Annotated in this window: 9 protein-coding genes; 7 read left to right on the top strand and 2 right to left on the bottom strand. The window is 41.5% G+C overall.

What is annotated here, in order from left to right; all coding sequences use genetic code 11:
* Window positions 1-6: 6 nt before the first annotated feature.
* Window positions 7-1,161 carry a serine hydrolase domain-containing protein gene (locus Q0064_RS13630; protein WP_298148761.1) on the bottom strand — a complete coding sequence of 385 codons (1,155 nt, stop codon included), beginning with the start codon at window positions 1,159-1,161 and terminating at the stop codon, window positions 7-9.
* Between the two features lie 256 nt (window positions 1,162-1,417).
* On the opposite strand from Q0064_RS13630, the gene Q0064_RS13625 reads away from it, so the two are divergent.
* Window positions 1,418-2,638, top strand: coding sequence for an NAD(P)-dependent oxidoreductase (locus Q0064_RS13625; RefSeq protein ID WP_298148760.1), 1,221 nt, complete (start codon window positions 1,418-1,420; stop codon window positions 2,636-2,638).
* Between the two features lie 429 nt (window positions 2,639-3,067).
* Here Q0064_RS13625 and Q0064_RS13620 read toward each other — a convergent pair whose 3' ends face one another.
* On the bottom strand, window positions 3,068-5,923 hold the full coding sequence (locus tag Q0064_RS13620; RefSeq protein WP_298148759.1) for a fibronectin type III domain-containing protein: 2,856 nt from the start codon (window positions 5,921-5,923) through the stop codon (window positions 3,068-3,070).
* 214 nt (window positions 5,924-6,137) lie between these two features.
* Here Q0064_RS13620 and Q0064_RS13615 point away from each other — a divergent pair, with 214 nt between their 5' ends.
* From Q0064_RS13615 to Q0064_RS13590, 6 genes are all read left to right on the top strand, one after another.
* The gene (locus tag Q0064_RS13615; protein ID WP_298148758.1) at window positions 6,138-9,068 is read left to right on the top strand and encodes a histidine kinase; all 2,931 of its coding nucleotides are present in this window, start codon (window positions 6,138-6,140) and stop codon (window positions 9,066-9,068) included.
* The gene (locus Q0064_RS13610; protein ID WP_298148757.1) at window positions 9,068-9,826 is read left to right on the top strand and encodes a LytTR family DNA-binding domain-containing protein; all 759 of its coding nucleotides are present in this window, start codon (window positions 9,068-9,070) and stop codon (window positions 9,824-9,826) included. Before Q0064_RS13615 ends, Q0064_RS13610 begins: the two co-directional genes overlap by 1 nt.
* A gap of 1,362 nt (window positions 9,827-11,188) precedes the next feature.
* Window positions 11,189-13,276 carry a glycoside hydrolase family 97 protein gene (locus tag Q0064_RS13605; protein ID WP_298148756.1) on the top strand — a complete coding sequence of 696 codons (2,088 nt, stop codon included), beginning with the start codon at window positions 11,189-11,191 and terminating at the stop codon, window positions 13,274-13,276.
* Window positions 13,277-13,316: 40 nt separating this feature from the next.
* Window positions 13,317-14,753, top strand: coding sequence for an MFS transporter (locus Q0064_RS13600; RefSeq protein ID WP_298148755.1), 1,437 nt, complete (start codon window positions 13,317-13,319; stop codon window positions 14,751-14,753).
* Window positions 14,753-16,132 carry a M28 family peptidase gene (locus Q0064_RS13595; protein WP_298148754.1) on the top strand — a complete coding sequence of 460 codons (1,380 nt, stop codon included), beginning with the start codon at window positions 14,753-14,755 and terminating at the stop codon, window positions 16,130-16,132. Before Q0064_RS13600 ends, Q0064_RS13595 begins: the two co-directional genes overlap by 1 nt.
* A gap of 970 nt (window positions 16,133-17,102) precedes the next feature.
* Window positions 17,103-20,989: reprolysin-like metallopeptidase (locus Q0064_RS13590; protein WP_298148753.1), on the top strand; the 3,887-nt coding region annotated here is incomplete at its 3' end.

The raw sequence follows: 20,989 nt of genomic DNA, 5'->3' as shown, positions 1-20,989 counted from the left end.
GCAAGTTTATTCCCCAGCCTCGCCATCAATCGGATAGTTTCCGAATGCCGAAGCTAATTTAAACGACTGATACGGTACTTTGCTGTATTTGTTAGACAACGCAATGATGCAAACCGAATCTTTACGCAACGTCACGTACGAACTCGTATTTCCGTGCCACCAGCCGTTGTGGTAAAACATTTTTTCTCCTGTCTTCCATTCATACAAACGAATTCCGATACCGTAATTACGCGTTCCGCGACTTTCGTAACTGTAACCGCGATAAATTTCTTGCTTGTCGGCATCCGTGAAAAAATCATCGGAATAAGTCGCCTTATCAAACAGCAACAAATCACGTGGTGTCGAATAAATGTTTTTGTCGCCGTAAGTATCGTCTAAATGATCGAAAGCTAAACGCATCCGATTTCCTTTATAGGATTGGCAAACGGCTTCTTTATCCAAATCATCGGTCATAACAAACGAATGTTTCATTCCCAACGGCCCAAAAATATACTCTTGCATCAGTACAGGGTAACTCTTTTGTGTTACCTGCTCGGCTATAAGTGCCAGGAAAACATAGTTGGTATTGCAATACGCAAATCGCTTCCCAATCCCTCCCTGCAACGGAATCGAAAACTTGTTGAAAATAGCTAAAACATCGCTGTTCTTAACCCGATTGCGTTTATCCCAAATTTCCTTCTCATCGCACAAATACGCATAATTAGCTAAACCACTCCGATGTGTTAACAAATGCCGAACGGTCATTCCCAAATACGGAAATGGTTTTAAATACTTGGAAACATCGTCGTCGAGTTGTATTAAACCTTCGTTTTTTAAACGCATGATCAATGCAGCCGTCAACACTTTAGAAACCGAAGCAATATGTATAGGTGTCTCGGCTTTTATCGAATCCCGACGCTCAAAACTTCCGCAACCTTTGTATGCTTCGTAAATTATCTGACCGTTCTTCGCTACTAAAAAAGCACCACTGACCTGATTAGACAACCAATATTTCTTGAAAAACTGATCAACCGCAGCAGCTTTCTCTTGTTTATATTGTCTCGATAAAGTTCTGAATGCCACCTGAAAAGGTTGCTCATGATCCGAATTACTCAAACGATCACGCGCATCTCCAACACAACTAGTCACTAAAACTAGCATCAACAAAATTAAATGCCTCATAGTACAGGGGAGTATTAGAGCAAATATAGCAGTCGAACCGCACTATTCACAGCTACTCATGTTAATTTATGAACCAATGCTGGTTGAAATATTTTTGCCTTTGCTTGTGTTATGAAATAACGATGTTATATTTGTAACATATTAAATAGCTTTAGTTAGTATTTTATAAACTACAACGATTTCGTTAATTTTTTAAAAATACAGCAAAGTACTTTAAGCAACAACAACACAACTGTAATGAATTTTGAATACTGCTATGAAATTCGGAATTATTAAAGAACGAAAATCGCCGCCAGACAGACGTGCAGTCTTTAGTCCTGCGGCGCTCATCCAGCTTCGAGAACGCTATCCCGAACTCGAATTTGCTGTAGAATCTTCTGATATTCGTGTTTTTACCGACGAAGAATACCGCAACGCCGGCTTCGAAGTAACAACCGATTTATCCGACTGCGATGTGCTCTTTGGTGTGAAGGAAATCCCTGTCGACAATCTTCTGCCAAACAAAAAGTACTTCTTCTTTTCTCATACCATCAAAAAGCAAGCGCACAACCGCAAATTGTTGCAAGCTGTGCTGCAAAAAGACATCGATTTGTTCGACCACGAAACGCTGGTAAATGCCGAAAATAAACGCTTAATCGGTTTTGGTCGCTACGCCGGAATTGTAGGTGCGTACAATGGTTTACGCGCTTTTGGCTTGAAATACGAGTTATTCGAACTGCCAAAAGCCGAGTCGCTTTCCTGCAAACAAGCACTAGAAGAACGCGTGAAGCGATTGGTTTTGCCAAACATTAAAATTGTGCTCACTGGACACGGAAAAGTGGCAAACGGAATCGAAGAAGTCTTGCAAATGGCTAAGATTAAGAAAATTAGCGTTGCCGATTTCCTTACCAAACAGTACGACAAACCCGTTTACGTACAATTAGACGTAACCGATTACTACAAAAGAATTGATGGTAAAAACGCTAGTAAAGCTGATTTTTACCAAACGCCCGAAATGTACACCTCCGATTTTGAACGCTTTTCTAAAGTTGCCGACGTGTACATGGCCGGACACTTTCATGCGACGCAAAATCCGGAAATTCTAAGCCGAGAGCTGCTCAACGCTCCTGCAAATAAGATCAAAGTGGTTGCCGACGTGTCTTGCGATGTCGACGGTCCGATTGCCTGCACCATAAAAGCCAGCACCATTGCCAATCCATTTTTTGGATACTTACCTTCTACTGGCGAGGAAGTCGATTACAGACACCCGGGTGCCATCACGGTAATGTCTATCGATAATTTGCCCTGCGAATTGCCCAAAGATGCCACCGAAGGTTTTGGCGAAATGTTCATTGAAAATATCATACCAGCCTTTTTCAATAACGACGCCGACGGAATTTTGGCGCGCGCACAAATTACTTCTAAAGGTTCATTAACGCAGCGTTTTCAATATCTGCAAGATTACGTAGACGAAGGCTGTGCACTCGAAAAGCACTAAAAATACTTCAAAAGCCGACTTTCAAGTCGGTTTTTTTTATCAATTTCCTCAATCAAAATTTAAGTTAAGGAGCGTAAATTTTTGAAGTAATTTCTTTTAGAAGCTAATCCTGCTATTCGTTGCAAGTCCGCGGTTTGGCAAGGGTTTGCACAGCTTTTTTGTTTGGCTTCCGTTGGTCGCCAACAAAATACCGTGCGCACAACTCGCCAAGCCTGTGGGCTTTTCGCTGCTATCAGGGCTATTTCACAATCGTTACCATCAAACGATTGTTCACAAACAACACGTGTAAACGTTTTCAAACTCGAATTAGGCCCGAGAATTCGCTTCCAAAATAATGCATCAACGTACTTTTTCAGCAACTTGTTCTTTTCACAAAAACGAAAAAGACCGCCCCCAAAGCGATCTTTCTCTGAAATAAAGAATAAAAAACTACTTTTTTAGTAAACGAGAGGTTAGGGTGCCGTTTTCTGTTTTAACTTCCACAAAATAAATACCAGCGGCATACGAACTCGTGGAGAAAACAGTTTCGGAATTGTTCGGTTGAAAAACCGCAAGCAACTGTCCGATTTGGTTATAAATTTTGATGTTTTCAATGGTCTTGTCCGCCATAATCGTAACTAAATCGGTCGTCGGATTTGGGAATAATTTGAAAACTTCGTAATCAACAGCTTCAACACTCAAATTCGTAGTACAACTAACCGACTTAGTACGAAACGATGTGTCGGTTGCACAAAGTGAATTTTCATGCACAACGTATCGGATATTTCCGGAGTAATTTCCCGACAACCAAACTAATGGAGTTGTTCCTGAAGCTAATACAGCTGTATTATTTGCATTGGAAATGGTTATGAAATCTGTTGCAATCGTAGTCGAAAAAGTGTACTGACGGTTGGCCGAAGCAGTCAAAACCGAAAAATCTCCCGTAATAGCAAACTCTTCTACAATCTGACTCGTATTGTTGCAAGTGGGTACTACCGTTTCCTGCGGATATTGAAAATAAAATGCCTGTGAACAATTCGTTGGAATCGGCGTTGTAAAACTGCCTCCGGCTACCCATGGCGATTTTGTCGCTCCACAGTTCGTTCGAACCCACCAATAATATGTTTTATTCGGCTCAATATTATTACCAGCATAAAAAGCCGAATTCGCGTTTATGTTAAAACTAGGTATGGTATTAATGGTCGGAGCAACGTTGTTCAAACGCACCAATACATCGAATGTATAACCCGCATCATTTTGTATCTGCCAGTTTAGCGTTGCACTAATCGGACCTAACTCGCTCACTTGCAAATTAAATGGCGTTGGGCACGTGGTGTCGGCTGCTGTGGTAAAACTATTTGTCGATGTCCAGTTGCTAAAGTTCGCTCCGCAATTCGCACGGATCCAATAGTAGTAGGTAGTGCTCGCCGAAAGATTGGTGATGGTTTTCGTTAATCCCGTGGCCGTTTCTTGCGGCACGGTACTGGCGGTTGGCGGTACCGAACTGGTACTGTAATAAATTTGATATCCGTTACTTGGAGTCGCGCTATTACTCCAATTTAGTGTCGCCGAATTAAACGTCACATTTGTTGGCGCAGTAACGCTTGGCGTCTGGCACGGACTAACCGGTGCCGGGCAACTAATTGTGGTACTTCGCGAAGCTAATGATACGCCACAAGTACTGTTCGTGTGCAAGTAAGAACGTACTATTCCACCGGTAGCTCCAACAACAATTTCCATTGGGGTTGTACCTTCTCCCAAAACTTGCGATCCATCATTAGTTGTAATTGTCCAATAATCTGTTGCTACAGAACTCGCTAAAACGTAAGTGGTATTAGCCGATAAATTAAGTACCGAATAAGATCCGGTAAAGGTTACCGCGGCAAGGGTCTGCGGACTTCCCGTACAGCTCGGACTTATTGTATTTGCAGGTATTTGTCCGTTTACAGCATTGGTACAAAAAGTTGTTGCAGTTGTTGTGAAACTACTTCCGGAACTCCAAACACTAGTTAACGAGTCGCAGATGCTCTGTACCCAAAAATAATATGTTGTTTGTGGCGAAAGCGAATTTAAATCGACAATATTGGTAAATGTACTTCCTGTTGGTACGGTATTGTCCGTTGGCGGGGTAGGAGAGGTACTCACATAATACACGTAGCTTTCCAAAATGGCACTTTGAGGTGCTGTCCAAGAAATGCTCGCAGAATTTGAAGTGACATTTGAAGCCTGCAGACCAAAAGGCACTGGGCACGTTGGAGCAGCGGGCGTAGTAAAGCTTATCGGTTGAATCCAATCACCTAAGTTCACAATACAATTCGATCGAATCCAAGCATAATACGTAGTACTGCTCTGCAAGTTCAATAACGGATAAGTGGTAACCGAATTACTCGTACTTGCAGTAGGAGTAGCAGTTAACAGCGGTGTTTCTGCGCTGGTACTCAAATAAATGTCGTAGCCTCCTATAGGCGTAACGCTTGATGCATCCCAATCCAAAACAGCCGAAGTCGGCGTCACGGAACCTACAGTTAATCCGGAAGGTGGCGCGCAGGTGTTTATCTCGTCCTGACAGCTCACATATCGGTATCTAATCTCGCTATTATCTACTCCGCAATTTGCGCTGGAGTGTACATAAAATCGAACAAGAGAACCACTGGTGTTGTATGAATTCCAGTAAACCGTCCCTTGTCCGTGTGCGTAAATACTCATGTCTATTCCATTAAACTGAGCAACAGTGATGTAATCGGTAGGAATACTACTTTTAAAAGCATACGTTTTATTTGGAAGAATCGTAATTTTCGCATAAAAACTAGGACCAATTGGGAAATTTGTAATTTGCTGAAAGCCAGTCCCGCATGAAATTGCGATACTGCTTGAATTTATTTCTCCATCGGGCGCATTTACACATTTATAAGGCAAAGTACTCACCGGACCACTGCTAATCCAAGGCCCAAATTGGCCATCGCAAATCGAACGAACCCAAAAATAATATGTAGTGTTTGCCTCTAAGGAACCGTACGAAACTTCCGTAGAAAATGTTTCATTAGTTTCCAAGTTGCTCGTGGGTGGCGTATTGGATTGCGAAATGTCGTATTCATATCCTAAAGAAGGCGTTGGTGTAACTGCATTCCAACGAAAACCTAACTTATCGCTGTGCCGAATGTAAACTTCAATGTATTGAGGCGAAATACAACTGCTAGTCGATTGGTTGAGGAGCACATTTTGTGTCGCATGCTCTAAAGGCAACTCTGCGGCAACTGTATCGATTTCAATTTGATTGATTTCCGTTACTTGCGCAACAGTTTTCATGTGTATTGAAAAAAGCAGCAACACCGCATAAAAACTCAATTTCGTAAAAAAGTACTTGTTCCGCATAGGATAAAAGTTAGAGAATATAATTACCCAAAAGTAGTTTCAATACCTACCCGCAATCGTACCACATATTACATTTTTTTCACAACCACGCACGCGCCGTAAAAGCTATAACTGAATCCGGTACATTTGCCAGTAAGGTCTCAAGTACATGCGAATCATATTTAATTGGTTTTGGTTTTTAATAACGGGTGTCTCTTTCGCTCAAACACTTCATTTTGAGGCTATATCCACAAATTTCGATCTTCCATCTAAAGAGTGTTACAATATTGTAAAAGACTCCAAAGGGTATTTGTGGTGGAGCAGCGAACAAGGTTTAAGTGTGTTTAACGGTTCAAAAATCAAAGTTTTTAATCGACAAAACGGTCTAGAAGACAAGGCCTCGTACGCACTTGCCGAAGACACCCAAAACCGCCTGTGGATTTACGGCGCCAACCGCACGATTTATTTCCATAAAAACGGAAAAATCCATAAAGCTCCTTTCAGTGATTTCATTAAAGCTAAAACAAGCTCTTTCGAAACACCCTACAGTTTAGATGTTACAGACAAAGGCAAAACACTAGTTATCAATACCAATAAGAGCACTTTTGAAGTCGACCTTCAGACCTACAAAGTTTCATCCTTTTCAAATTATACCTCTTACAACTTTGTCGCTTTCCAAAAAACCGACGAAGCCATAACACTCAAGTCGTCTTTTGCTCACAATCCCGCTTCAAAAAACTCCCGTACCGTTGGCATAGTTGATAAGAACAACAGACTAATTCAAACAATCGATCTCACTAAAAGCAGCAACGAATTAATCAGCTCCCGTCCTGTCGTTACCCAAAAAGGCAACAACACTTATTTTGCCATCGACACGTATTTGGTTGTTCTCACTGGAAAGTCCGTATCACTGATCAAGAAATTTCCGCAGCGAATCTTGTCGATTTCTATCGATAAGCAAAATAATTTTTGGATTGGAATGCGAAAAAAAGGACTTTTTCTTTACAAAAATTCCGATCTCAATTCGATGCCTACGTGCGCTCTGGCTGACTTATCCGTGTCGGGCATTCTAGTTGACGAAAATCAGGAAGTTTGGTGTACTACTTTAGAAAAAGGCGTGTTTCGATGCCGAAATGCAAATTTTAAATGGCTGTCTGGTAGCCCCGAAAATTCGCAAACTTATGAGATTTTAAAAACGGTTGGTAACCGCATGTTTACGGCAAATAACCCAAAATCGATTGTTGAACTAAACAACTACAGGCAAATTTCCTACAATATTCCCGGATCCTTTTCTGAAATGTTCCTAGATATCGTCCCACATAACAATAAATGGTATATCGCAAGTCACCAATACATTGCTGTAACCGATTCTAAATTTTCAAAGATCAAACTCCTTCAAACCAATTCAGGTTCCAATCAAAATGCACTTAGTTTACATTTGGTCGATAAACAGTTATACTTCTTAAATATCCGATTCCTCGGTAAAATTAAAGGCACAGCGCTCGACGCCGTAGCAACATTTCCGTTTAAGATAAGAAGCGGCTGCCACCTTGAAGGAAGCAAATGGTTATTGGCATCGTCTGATTTGTTGTGCATATTAGACAGTAAAACGGGCGAAACTAAGCAAATCGCCAAAATGCCCGACCCAGTTACCTGCGTGTACTCCGATTCTAAAAATCGATTCTGGATTGCAACTAAAGGAAGCGGCCTCTATAAATTCCAAAACAATTCCTTACAAAAATATGTGTGCAACGGTCTCGAAGATGCGCTATACATTTCCGATATAAAACAGCATCCCGACAAATTTCTATGGCTTTCGACTCATACAGGTATTTACAGGTTCGATCCTAATAAACAGTCACCGCGTGTCGACAAAATCACCAAAGAACAAGGTTTTATCAGCAACGAAATTTATAGCACGGCATTCAATCACGGACTTTACTATGCCGCAACTTCCGAAGGTTTGTGCAGTTTCACTCCAGAGATTTTTAAAACCAAAGAAACGAAACCCCTTCTCTACTTTTCCGAGTTGCTCATCGACGGTAAAAAGCAAAATTTAAACTCTTTGCAAAAAGAAATTCCCTACGGCATCAGTACTTTGTATTTTAAATTCGATGTTGTCGATTATCAAAATTCAAACCGATTTTTGCGCTATCAACTATCTGGAACCCAATCTAAAAACCGCTTGTCTTCAACCGACTATGTCTCGTTAGATAATTTAAAACCAGGCAAGTATCAATTCAAAGTATGGGTTCCCGCTATTTCGCGAAACCAAGCGAGCCGTGCACTAGTAATCGACTTTGAAATAGCAAAGCCTTTTTGGCAGCAGCTCGGTTTCATCATCTTTTTTATTGTTCTCGGTTTGGTAGCAATCACGCTGTTATTTCGCTTTTTGTTGAACCGATACAAGCAGAAAGAGCGCGAAAAAACACAGCTTCACAAACTCATTGCAGAAAGCAAACTAGCTGCGATTCAGGCGCAAATGAATCCACATTTTATTTTTAATGCAATTAACGCCATTCAAAATTACGTGCTCAACAACGAATCGGATTTGGCATACGATTACCTAACGCAATTCAGCAAGCTAATTCGCAAGGTTTTGCAAAACAATCAATCGCGCTTGCTACCCATTTCTGATGAGCTGGAAACACTCAAATTGTACGTAAGTTTAGAACAACTTCGATTTGAACAAGCCTTTGAATATGAGGTTATTATTGATAAAAATATCGATATCTTCCAAACATTGATTCCACCGATGCTTATCCAACCGTACATCGAAAATGCAATTTGGCATGGAATTATGGCCAAGCCAAAGCAAACGAAAGGCCGTATTACTGTAGAATTTCTCACAACTACCGAGATGCTGCTTATCAAAATCAGCGATAACGGCGTGGGTCGCGAGGCATCACAGCAGCTAAAACGCAGTAACAATCACCAGTCTTTAGGCATGTCTATCTCCTCCGCGCGACTCGAAATGGTGCAACGATTGTACGAAACAAAAGCCATTTCTATTGAAGTTACCGACCTTAGAGAGAACGGTCAAATTAATGGTACGTTAGTGCAAATAAGTATTCCCGTTGAATTAACACTTGATTCCTGATGAGTAAGTTGCGTTGTTATATCGTTGACGATGAGAGAAGTGGCAGAGAGTTGCTCGGAAAATTATTAGTTTCGGTTTCCGATGCCGTCGAAATTGTTGGCACGGCTGCCGATATCGAACAGGCATTTAACGAACTGTCGGAAACAAAAATCGATTTGTTGTTTTTGGATATTCAAATGCCGAAAGGAAACGGTTTTTCGCTTTTGAAACGGTTTGAAAATCAGTTGCCTTTCGATGTGATTTTTGTTACCAGCTATCAGGAATACGCCATCCAAGCCATAAAAAGCAGTGCTTTGGATTATCTGTTGAAACCGGTCGATCGTCAGGAATTGTCCGAAGCATTGTTGCGAGCGCAAAATCTAATTCAATCGCGCGAAACCAGCAGACAACAGTTCGAAAATCTCTTCAAAAATCTAGAAAACGAAAGCAGCGCCAAAAAAATTGCCATTCACCATAACGATACGGTGGTATTTATTCCCGAAAATGAGATGGAGTTTATTGTGGCCGACGGGCGTTATTGCAGCATCAATACCAGCTCGGGCGCCACCTACACCACGGCGCGAAGTTTGAAAGAAATGGAAGAAATGCTTTCTAAAAATTATTTCATGCGAATTAGTCACTCGCAACTGGTTAATTGTCTGTATATCAAAAGTTACAGCAAGGGCGATCCGTGCTTTTTGGAACTCAAATCGGGGAAAACCTTCGAAATTTCACGGCGACGCAAACACGAAATCTTGCAAAAATTGAAAAGTCAGTAATTGCAATCCTGAGTTCGATTTAAAAATTGAAGTTAGAAAACAGATAAATGGTTGAATACAAGGCAGATTTGTTCTGGGATACTGTAGTATCGCAAAAAAAATCTAACGAAGTAGGCAGCCGTTTATCTTTTTAGCATAGAAACTGTTCATTTCTATTACTCCTGATTTCATAATTTGCTCATTTAAAGCGTCCTAAAATAGATTTTTAATCGAACTAAGGTTGTATTTTTATGAAGCTATTCCTGCTATTCGCTGCAAGTCCGCGGTTTGGCAAGGGTTTGCACAGGTATTGTGTGCGGCTTCCGTTGGTCGCCACCAAAATACCGTGCGCACAGCTTGCCAAACCTGTGGGCTTTTCGCTGCTATCAGGGCTTTGCCCGACCTATAGCCACAATCGTGCAATTTAGATTGATGGTTCATAAAGAATCGACAACCAGACACCTTTCTTTTGAGAATACCAGAAAACGGCAATTTTGGATTTTTTTCGGAATAAATGGAACGTTACATAAAATTTTATGTTTTCGTTTCTGCTTGTTGTAGTCGGTAATTCGGACGGAATTTTTTTTAAAAACGTAAAGCAACGCTCCGGGGCCTCCAGCCCGCCTCCGGCATAAAATTACAAAATCGATATTTAGAGAACGAATTTTAGTCGTGTTTAAACGTTTATAAACGTTTAGGTAGGTTATGAACAATTTAATTGGCACGAATTACTGGATTTCAAAATCAGTATTTAAGACAAAACAAGCAAATAGCGTCGAGGCGAGACACCAAACCAGAATCATATTTGACATCGAAAATGGCGAAAACGTCTAGATTCACCGACGAAGCAAGAAAAAATGATTGGAGTCGAAAATTTTATAAATCGAAAATTCTGAATAATGAAGCTGCTTTTGTGGATAAATTCGTAAAAAAGGGTATAGCAACGTTCCGGGGCCTCCAGCCCGCCTCCGACATAAAATTACAAAATCGATTTTTAGAGAACGAATTTTAATCGTGTTTAAACGTTTATAAACGTTTAGGTAGGTTATGAACAATTTTAGCACACTACTCAAGCGCACTCCGTAGCGTTTCGACAACAGAATAGCCGGCACTATTTTCGGTGCACGAACGTCGCGCAACCGATTGAGCGGATTAGCCCACAGCTTGCCCGTATGCAATAGGGCCAAGCGAGGACTATGAGCGAAAGCGGGACGGCAAAACCCTACGGATTTTCCACCCAATAGTTTTGCCGGTGCGCCCAAATTAAAATTACTAGTTCGCTGTATCTTGAAAATCTAGGTATTTGCGCTGAAAAAGCGATTTTTGTTCGAACTCTCGTTTTCAGTAAAAAAGCCTTATTTTTAGCGCAATCTAAATAAGGTTATGAAAAGATTTTTTCCACTAGTATTCATTTTAACTTCGGTTATGCAGGCACAGACCCTTAAGTCGCCCAATGGTAAAATTACCGTGACATTTTCCGCGAAAGAGCAGTTGACGTATGAAGTCAGATTCGAAAACAAAGTTGTAGTTGATGTGAGTCGACTCGGATTCAAGCTGAAAGATATTGGCGATTTTAGTAACGGATTTCGCGTTGTTGGCGAATCTAGAAGTTCGGAAAACACCACTTGGCAACCGGTTCTCGGGGAAGTTAGCAACATAAAAAACAACTATAATGAGGTGGTTTTTAATTTATTGCGCGACTCAGATAAACGCCAGATGAACATTCATTTTCGCGCGTTCGACGAAGGAATTGCCTTTAGATACGAGTTTCCAAAGCAGAGCAATCTGAATTATTTTGTTGTTTCTGAAGAACTTACGGCTTTTCAGCTCACTGAAGATTACAAAGCATTTTGGATTCCAGCCGATTTCGACAGTCAAGAATATGTGTACAACGAAACGCCCATCTCGAAAATAGATGTCGATAATTTGAATTTGAACAACGGTATTGGCATGAAATCGATTGCTACGCGTTACGGAGTACAGTCGCCATTGATGTTGAAATCGACTACCGGTTTGTACGTTAATATCTTTGAAGCTGCGGTAGTAAATTATCCGGTGATGCACTTGGCGGTTGACCCGAAATCGTATTTGTTTTCGGCACTTTTGGCACCAAATCCGCTAGGGGAGAAGGCGTATTTGCAAGCGCCTTACAACACGCCGTGGCGAACGGTAATGATAAGTAAAGATGCGCGAGATATCGTGGGTTCGAAAATGATTTTGAATTTGAACGAACCGTCGAAAATTAAAGAAACCTCGTGGATAAAGCCCATGAAATACGTAGGTGTTTGGTGGGAAATGCACGTTGGAAAATCGACTTGGGATTACGCCGGTTCTCAAAACGCACAAAATACAGGTAAGGAGTTAATTGCCTCAGGGAAACATGGAGCTACTACTCAGAATGTGAAGCGCTATATTGATTTTGCGGCTACGCATGGTTTTGATGGTGTTTTAGTGGAAGGTTGGAATACCGGTTGGGAAGATTGGTTTGGTAACTGGAAGGAAGATGTATTTGATTTTGTAACGCCTTATCCGGATTTCGACATCAAGGAAATTACCGAATACGCAAAAAGTAAAAACGTGAAAATGATCATGCATCACGAAACCTCGGGTTCGGTTGCCAATTACGAGCGTCGTTTGGATCGGGCTTTTGCCTTTATGAAAAAGTACGGATACGGAGCTGTAAAAACCGGATACGTTGGAAGAATTATTCCGCGTGGCGAATTTCACGACGGACAAACGATGTTGAACCACTTTAATTGGGTAGCCGAACGTGCAGCAGAGCAAAAAATTATGGTGAATTCACACGAATCGACACGACCAACAGGTTACCACCGTACGTATCCGAATTACATTGCTGCGGAAGCCGCGCGCGGAAACGAGTTTAATGCATGGAGTAGCGGAAATCCGCCGATGCACGAAACCATTTTACCATTTACACGCTTGTTAGGCGGACCGATGGATTACACGCCGGGCATTTTTGAGATTAAAATGAGTGCGTACGATGCTGCGAAAAAAGAGCAAGTACACACTACCTTAGCCAAGCAATTAGCCTTGTACGTGACGCTTTACAGTCCGTTGCAAATGGCAGCCGATTTACCTGAAAACTACGAACGTCATTTAGATGCGTTCCAATTCATAAAAGATGTAGCAGCCGATTGGCAAGATACCAAGTATTTGGAAGCAGAACCGGGCGATTATTTAACGGTAGCTCGTAAAGACAAATTATCAGAGCGTTGGTTTTTAGGTGCAATTACCGATGAAAATGCGAGAAAAACCGAAATTTCGCTCGATTTTTTAACACCGGGCGTAAAATACAAAGCTACTGTGTATGAAGATGGTAAAGGCGCACATTGGGAAAAGAACCCAAAATCGTATGCTATAAAAACTATACAAGTGACTTCCAAGTCGAAATTACAATTACATTTGGCAGAAGGCGGAGGAGCAGCGGTTTCTATCGTTCCAATTCCTTAAATGAAAAACACATTAACCAACCAAAACTAAATAAAAGTTCATGAGTGCAGAAAGTCAAAAAACCAATTGGGCGCAGTTTATACCACTAGTAACCGTTTTCTTTTTTTGGGGATTTATTGCCGCGAGTAACGACATTTTAATTCCCGTTTTTAAGACGGCTTTTAACCTAAGTCAAGGTCAAAGCCAATTGGTTTCTGTAGCTTTTTATATTGCTTACACAGTAGGTTCGATTATTTACATGTTAGTTTCATATGCAACGAAAGGCGATTTAATCAATCGAATTGGATATAAAAATTCTTTAGCCCTCGGGTTGGTTATTTCTGCATTAGGAACGATACTTTTTTATCCTGCCGCCAATACAGGTTCCTTCCCGTTGATGTTGTCGGGATTGTTTATTGTAGCTCTCGGATTTTCGCTACAACAAACCGTTGCTAATCCGCTGGCCATTGCATTGGGCCCAATTACAACAGGTTCGCAGCGCTTAACTTTAGCTGGTGGAATCAACAATTTAGGAACAACTATAGGTCCGCTTTTGGTAAGTTTTGCCATTTTTGGTTCGGCTTCTGATGCCAGTTCCAGTTTAAGTATCGAGAGTGTAAAAGTTCCTTACCTAATCTTGGGAGCGGCGTTTTTACTTGTTGCTGTTTTTCTTAAGTTTTCTTCATTACCAGATAAACCCGCTGCAGTTGTGGAAAGCGAAGCAGATGTGGCTTCCGCTAGAAAATCGGCTCTTGATTATCCGCAGTTGGTGCTCGGAATGATCGCTATTTTTGTGTACGTAGGCGTTGAGGTTTCAACGGCTAGTAATTTACCAGCATACATGGAAAATGGTTTAGGATTTGCAACTAAAGATGTTGCACCCTTTATTTCATTGTATTGGGCAAGTTTAATGATTGGTCGTTGGACCGGTGCGGTAGAAGCGTTTACCGACAACATGAACACACAGAAAATTCTCCGATTTGTAGCTCCCTACCTTGCTTTTGGCGTTTTCTTACTGGTAAATATGTTTATGAAGCATGATTTGTCGCCCTTTTATATTTATGGCCTCGTGATTTTAGTGCTAATTGCAGCAGATATGGCAAGTAAAGGAAATCCGGCTACTATGTTGCTCATCTTTTCTGGTTTAGGAATTGCAGCACTTTTGATTGGTATGACAACAAATGGAATGGTGAGCGTTTACGCATTTACTAGTGTTGGTTTGTTTTGCAGCACACTTTGGCCTTGTATCTTCACGCTTGCGATTAGTGGTTTGGGAAAAAATACGAGCCAGGGAAGTTCATTTTTAATTATGATGATTATGGGCGGTGGTTTAGTGAGCTGGCTGCAAGGTTTTGTTGCCGATTTAACTACCATTCACTTCAGTTATATCGTTGGTGTTATCTGCTTCGCTTATTTGGCATTTTACGCATGGCGCGTGAGTGGAATATTGAAAAATCAAGGAATTGATTTCAGTAAAAAAGTGAGCGGCGGACATTAATGGCAAAATTCAATTCGACTCTTCTGCTAATTGCGGTTGTTGTATTTTCATTCTCAGCAACAGCACAAACCGATGCGGAAATACTGGCCGAAATCCACAAAACAGCGCTTACCAAAGGCAAGTCGTATGTGTGGTTGGAGCATTTGTGCAATAAAATCGGTAGTCGGTTATCGGGTTCTGCCAATGCCGAGAAAGCCGTGCAGTACACGTACGAGCAAATGCGCTTGTTAGAACTCGATTCGGTGTATTTACAAGAAGTAATGGTGCCGAAGTGGGAGCGAGGTGCGCCCGAAGAAGCTTACTATAAAACCGGAAACAAAAAAGTAAAGGTGCCCATTTGCGCTTTGGGAATGTCGGTTGCCACACCTAAAAACGGATTAACCGCAAAGGTTGTCGAAGTACAATCTATCGAAGAATTAGAAAAACGTGGAGCTGCTTTAAAAGGAAAAATCGTGTTTTTTAATCGGCCAATGAATCCCGAATTTGTAGAAACGTTTCGGGCTTACGGAGCTTGTGTCGATCAGCGTTCATCAGGCGCTCGTGAAGCTGCAAAGTACGGAGCCGCGGGAGTTATCGTTCGTTCAATGACGTTACATGCCGATGATTTTCCGCACACCGGACAAACAGGTTATGGCGATTTACCCGAAAATCAGCGTATTCCCGCAGCGGCAATCAGTACGAATGCAGCTGATCGACTGAGTTTGGAACTGAAACTGAATCCAGATCTAGAATTTTATTTTAAGCAAAATTGCAAACAATATCCCGATGTAATGTCGGCTAATGTGGTTGGCGAGATTCGTGGTAGTGTGTATCCCGACGAAATTATTGTGGTTGGCGGGCACCTCGATTCGTGGGATTTAGGAACTGGTGCGCACGACGACGGAGCAGGTTGCGTGCAGTCGATAGAAGTACTCCATCTTTTAAAGAAGATCGGGTACAAACCGCAACGTACCATTCGTGCGGTTATGTTTATGAACGAAGAAAACGGTGTTCGAGGCGGATTAGCTTACGAGAAGTACAGTAAAGAGCGCGGCGAGAATCACATTTTTGCATTAGAAAGCGATTTGGGTGGTTTTTCTCCACGCGGATTTTCGTTTGTTTGCGACGATGCTAATTTCGAGCAAGTTCGCTCTTGGGAATCGTTGTTTGAACCGTATTTAATTCACCGATTTGTCAAAGGTTTTAGTGGCGTGGATATCGGTCCGCTTAAATCGGAGAAAATCGTAAAAGCGGGGTTGCAGCCCGATTCGCAGCGGTATTTCGACCACCATCACGCCGCAAACGACACTTTTGATCACGTACACAAACGCGAGTTGGAGCTTGGCGCTGCTGCCATGACGTCTTTGATTTATTTGTTCGACAAGTACGGAATTAAATAGTTTTTTATTTGGGCGGTCCGGCGGTACACCTTCGCTGGAAATTCTTAACCGCCGTCAGGCCATTCGCTATATCTTTTGCCTTCGTTCCTCCGGCAAAAGGATGCCGCTGCTGTCCTTACCGCGAAAAGCGTTACCAAACGTTAGGTTTTTTGACGAGCTAATTCAGTTGATTTTATTTGTTTTTTTAATTGGTTAATTATCTTTCAATCAATGTTTTAAGCCGAGGTAATATTGCAATATTACAAATGAATTTTTGCAAATCCGAGCCGTCTTCTGTCTGCTCTTTATTTTACAATCAACCAAAATAGATTTTGATTGCAATCAAGAATAAACGTCGATTTATCTCAACACTTTCAATCTTAAATCTTCCATCTTAATGCTTAATACTTCCGTCTTAATACTTCTATCTTAATACTTCTATCTTAATACTTAATACTTTTCCCCGTGTGAGCGGGCGCAATGGCATCCTTTTTGGCGCTTTGTATTTCCACTATCGTTTTGCCAAAAAGATACAATGGAGCACGCGACGGCGCCACTATACTACGGCGAAGCCACCACTGCGCCGGCACACCCAAAAAAAAGGAAAGCGGAGTTAAAGTTGCGGTAAGAATGTGCTTTTTTTTGCTTAGTACTATTGTTCCGGTGACATATTTTTCGGGATAACTGCGTGAAACATTTGGGAGTTTAGTCGATTCAGAAAACGTTTCTGCTAGTCAGTGTGCTTACGGGAAATATACTTTATAAATCACAGAATTCTATTAAATGTATTCTATTTATGGATTTATTCGTATCGTAAATATCTGTTTATTAATTAGATAAATGCAGTGTATAACTTTAAATTTGTGGTGATAAAAGTACTCTTTAAAACTAATTTTATGTATTTCATCGAATAAATATTGCATTTTATCGACAAAAAATTTGGAAATCCGCTTTGGGATTGGTAGGTTTACGCTATCAAATTCCCCAGAAAATGAGCAAAATTACGATCAGTACATTTTTCGCCCTCTTTTTATGTTTTGGTGTTTTCGCACAAAGACAAAATTTATGGAAGGCGTCATCAAATTTCGCAGCTAAAACGGCAATTGAACAGTCGAAAGGCATAAAAAAAGCAAGTTTTTTAGAACTTGATGAAGATGCTTTTTTACAAATGTTACAATCCGGTGGATTGATGACTCCGCGTAGTACGCAAAAAATCACGGTTGATCTTCCGGTAGGAGCAGGGAAAACAGAGACGTTTGAGCTAATGCGTTCAGAAGTTATGCATCCTGATTTAGCGCTGAAGTATCCGGAAATTGCTTCGTTTGAAGGGGTAAGCCGTGATACCAGGGGTAAGGCGGTATTCATATCAATTTATAAGAAGCAAATCCATTTACTTGTTTCTGGTGAGCGTACCTATTATTTAGATCCAATTAAAGGCTTCTCGGGTGTTTACGTTTTATATGATCGATCAGATTATCCTCTTCAAGCGGATAATGATTTTCGTTGTCACGTAGAGGACCTAGGGGAATTAGTAGCGGATGAAGAGCCACAAGGAAATGTGCAATACCGTAACTCTACGGATGCACGCTTGAGACGATACGATTTGGCTGTGGCGTGTACTTCGGAGTATACTGCTTATCACGGAAATACTGTTGCGGGAGCTTTAGCAGCAATTAACACTACGGTTACTCGAGTGAATTCGGTTTTCCGTCGTGAACTTGCTATTATTTTTCAATTAGTTTCAAATAATGATCGATTGATTTATCGAAATAATGTTAATATTGACACACCCGCAGATCCCGACCCCTACGACAATTATGACGGATCTCAGATGTTGGGTGTAAATACAGCAAACATTAATGGAATTATTACATCGGCTGCTTACGATGTCGGGCATGTTTTCAGTACCGGTGGTGGCGGAATAGCAGGAGTTGGACCATGTACTACTACTAAAGGTAATGGTGTAACTGGGATTGTAACTCCTGAGTTTGATCCGTTTGATATTGATTACGTATGTCATGAAATAGGGCATCAATTCTCGGCAGGTCATACACAAAACAACAGCTGTCAAAGATCTGCCGCGGCGGCATACGAACCAGGAAGTGGTTCAACTATAATGGGTTATGCGGGTATTTGTCCGCCTAATATTCAAGGTAATAGCGACCCCTATTTTCATTCAATCAGTATTCAACAAATAACAACACAAGTTGCGGGTCATGCATGTGATACTGAAACTGTTATTACAAATAGTGAACCAACTATAGTTACAGCCGTTCCGGATTATACGATTCCGATATCAACACCATTTAGTTTGACTGCAAGTTTTACAGATGCTGATAACGACCCTTTGCTGTATTGTTGGGAGCAATTTAATAATGGAACTACTTCGGGTACGATGCCGCCTCAAAGCACGTCGACGGATCGCCCTAATTTTAGATCATTTTCCCCAACTTCTTCACCGACACGAGTTTTCCCAAACTTAAATGATTTAATAAATAATGTGACTCCTACTTGGGAAGTTTTACCCAGTGTAGCTAGAACCATGAATTTTAGAGTTACAGCTCGCGATTACAATATAGCAGGAGGCCAGACAAATCAAGATAACGTGGTAATAACCGTTGGAACAGCTGGTCCTTTTCGAGTAACATCGCCGAATACTTCTGGAGTTATTTGGTATGTTGGAGAATCCCGAACAATTACTTGGGATGTAAACTTAACGAATACGGCTACATATTCTCTGAATGTCAATATTCGTATGTCGACCGACGGCGGTTTAACTTACCCCGTGACATTACTTGCAAATACGGCTAACGACGGTACTCAGGCAATTACGGTTCCTAACAACATTGGAAACCGCGTTCGAATTCGTGTTGAGGCCGCAGCCAATGTCTTTTTTGATATTTCGAACTTTGATTTGGAGATTAAATCAAACAAATTCGAATTTACTACAGCAAATTCCATCAGCTCAGTTTGTAAGCCAGCCAACGGAAGCTATACAGTAAACTTTACTGTTGCTCCGGGCTTCAGTGAAACGGTTACCTTTTCGGCGGTAGGTCTTCCTGCTGGCGCAACTGCATCTTTTTCACCAACAACCCGCAGCACTACGGGAACGGTTGCAGTTACGATTTCCGGAATATCGGCTGTTGCAGTTGGCAATTATAACATTTCTGTTAGAGGTGTTTCTACTACTTCTGACATTTCAATTCCGTTATCGTTACGAGTTTTTGATAACAACATCGGAACAATTTCACTTACATCGCCTGCAGATGGCGCAGAAAATAGAACTAATAATCTAGAACTGTCTTGGGGTGCTTTAACAACTGCCGCAAGTTACGATGTACAAATAGCTACATCTCCTGATTTTGCAACGCTGTTCCAATCTGCAAACGTGATTGGTAGCACTTATACAGCTACAGGTTTAACAAGTGGCGCTGTTTTTTATTGGAGAGTACGTCCTGTGAATCCATGTTTACAAGGTAGTTTTTCCGAAGTACGCTCGTTTCAAGTGGCTAACGATATTTGTAGAACCTATGCCGATGAGTACTTCGATGGAAATGCCATTTGGGAAGAAGGAACCACAAATGCTGTGATTGCAAAAATGGATGTGCCAGATGATATTTCAGTAACCGATGTAACTTTCTACATGCGAGCGCAGCACGAATCTCTTGCAGATATCAAGATGCAGTTGTCGGGTCCCACGGGTATTTTTGCTGAAATTTACAACAGAGACTGTACTACTGGAGCAGATTTTGATGTTACTTTCTCCGATGCGGGAACGGTGCTTACCTGCGGAAATGTAACTCCAGCAACCAATGCAGGTCTGGAAGGAATTCAGCAAGCAAGTCAATTGCTCAGTAAATTTGATGGTTCAAACGGTCAAGGAACTTGGACACTTCTTGCTACTGACCGCGGTGGAAACACTTTCGGAGGTACCTTCAACGAATTTTCGGTTAGCTTATGCGGAAAACTGCAAATCAACAATAATATTTCGCTTACAAATAACTTAATTCCCGCCAATTTCAATCAAACAACGACAGTTACAAACGCTCGATTAAATGCTACACAACCAAGCTCAACGACAGCTCAGATTATTTACCGAGTAGTTACATTACCTTCCAAAGGTCAATTGCAAAGATCAGGAGTGCCTTGTACCGTTGGTTCTACCTTTTCTCAAGCAGATTTAAACTCGGGAATAATTACCTACCAGCATACAGCAGCTGATACAAATTCCGACAGTTTCCGATTTACCGTAGTAGGAAATTCTAATACGTATGTTGGTGCTCAAACTGCAAACTTGACCATTTGCAACCTCGCTACTACAGGAAATCAAAACAACGTGAGCTGTTTTGGTTTGTCGACCGGTTCTGCCACGGTGAATGTTACGGGCGGAACAGCTCCTTACACATACCTTTGGTCGCCTTCTGGCGGAACAGCTGCAACAGCAACGAACTTAGCAGCAGGAACTTATACAGTAACAGCAACAGATGCAAATGGTTGTACTATTGATCGCGTTTTTACCATTACACAACCGGCTGCCGCATTAGCACTAACGGCACAATCGCAAATAAATGTGGCTTGTAACGCCGGAACAAATGGATCTGCAACCGTAAATGTGGCAACAGGTGGAACAGGAACTTACACGTACGACTGGACCCCCGGCACCCCAACCGGCGACGGTACGCGTACGATCACAGGTTTAGCTGCAGGAACTTACACTTGTACAGTTACCGATTCAAACGGTTGTACTGCTTTCGTGAATTTCACGATTACCCAACCAGCCGCTGCTTTAGCACTAACGGCACAGTCGCAAATAAATGTGGCTTGTAACGCCGGAACAAATGGATCTGCAACCGTAAATGTGGCAACAGGTGGAACAGG

Source organism: Flavobacterium sp., assembly GCF_027490375.1.
GTDB lineage: Bacteria > Bacteroidota > Bacteroidia > Flavobacteriales > Flavobacteriaceae > Flavobacterium.
Note: the sequence above shows the minus strand (reverse complement) of the source record. Positions and strands in the feature narration are given on the sequence as shown.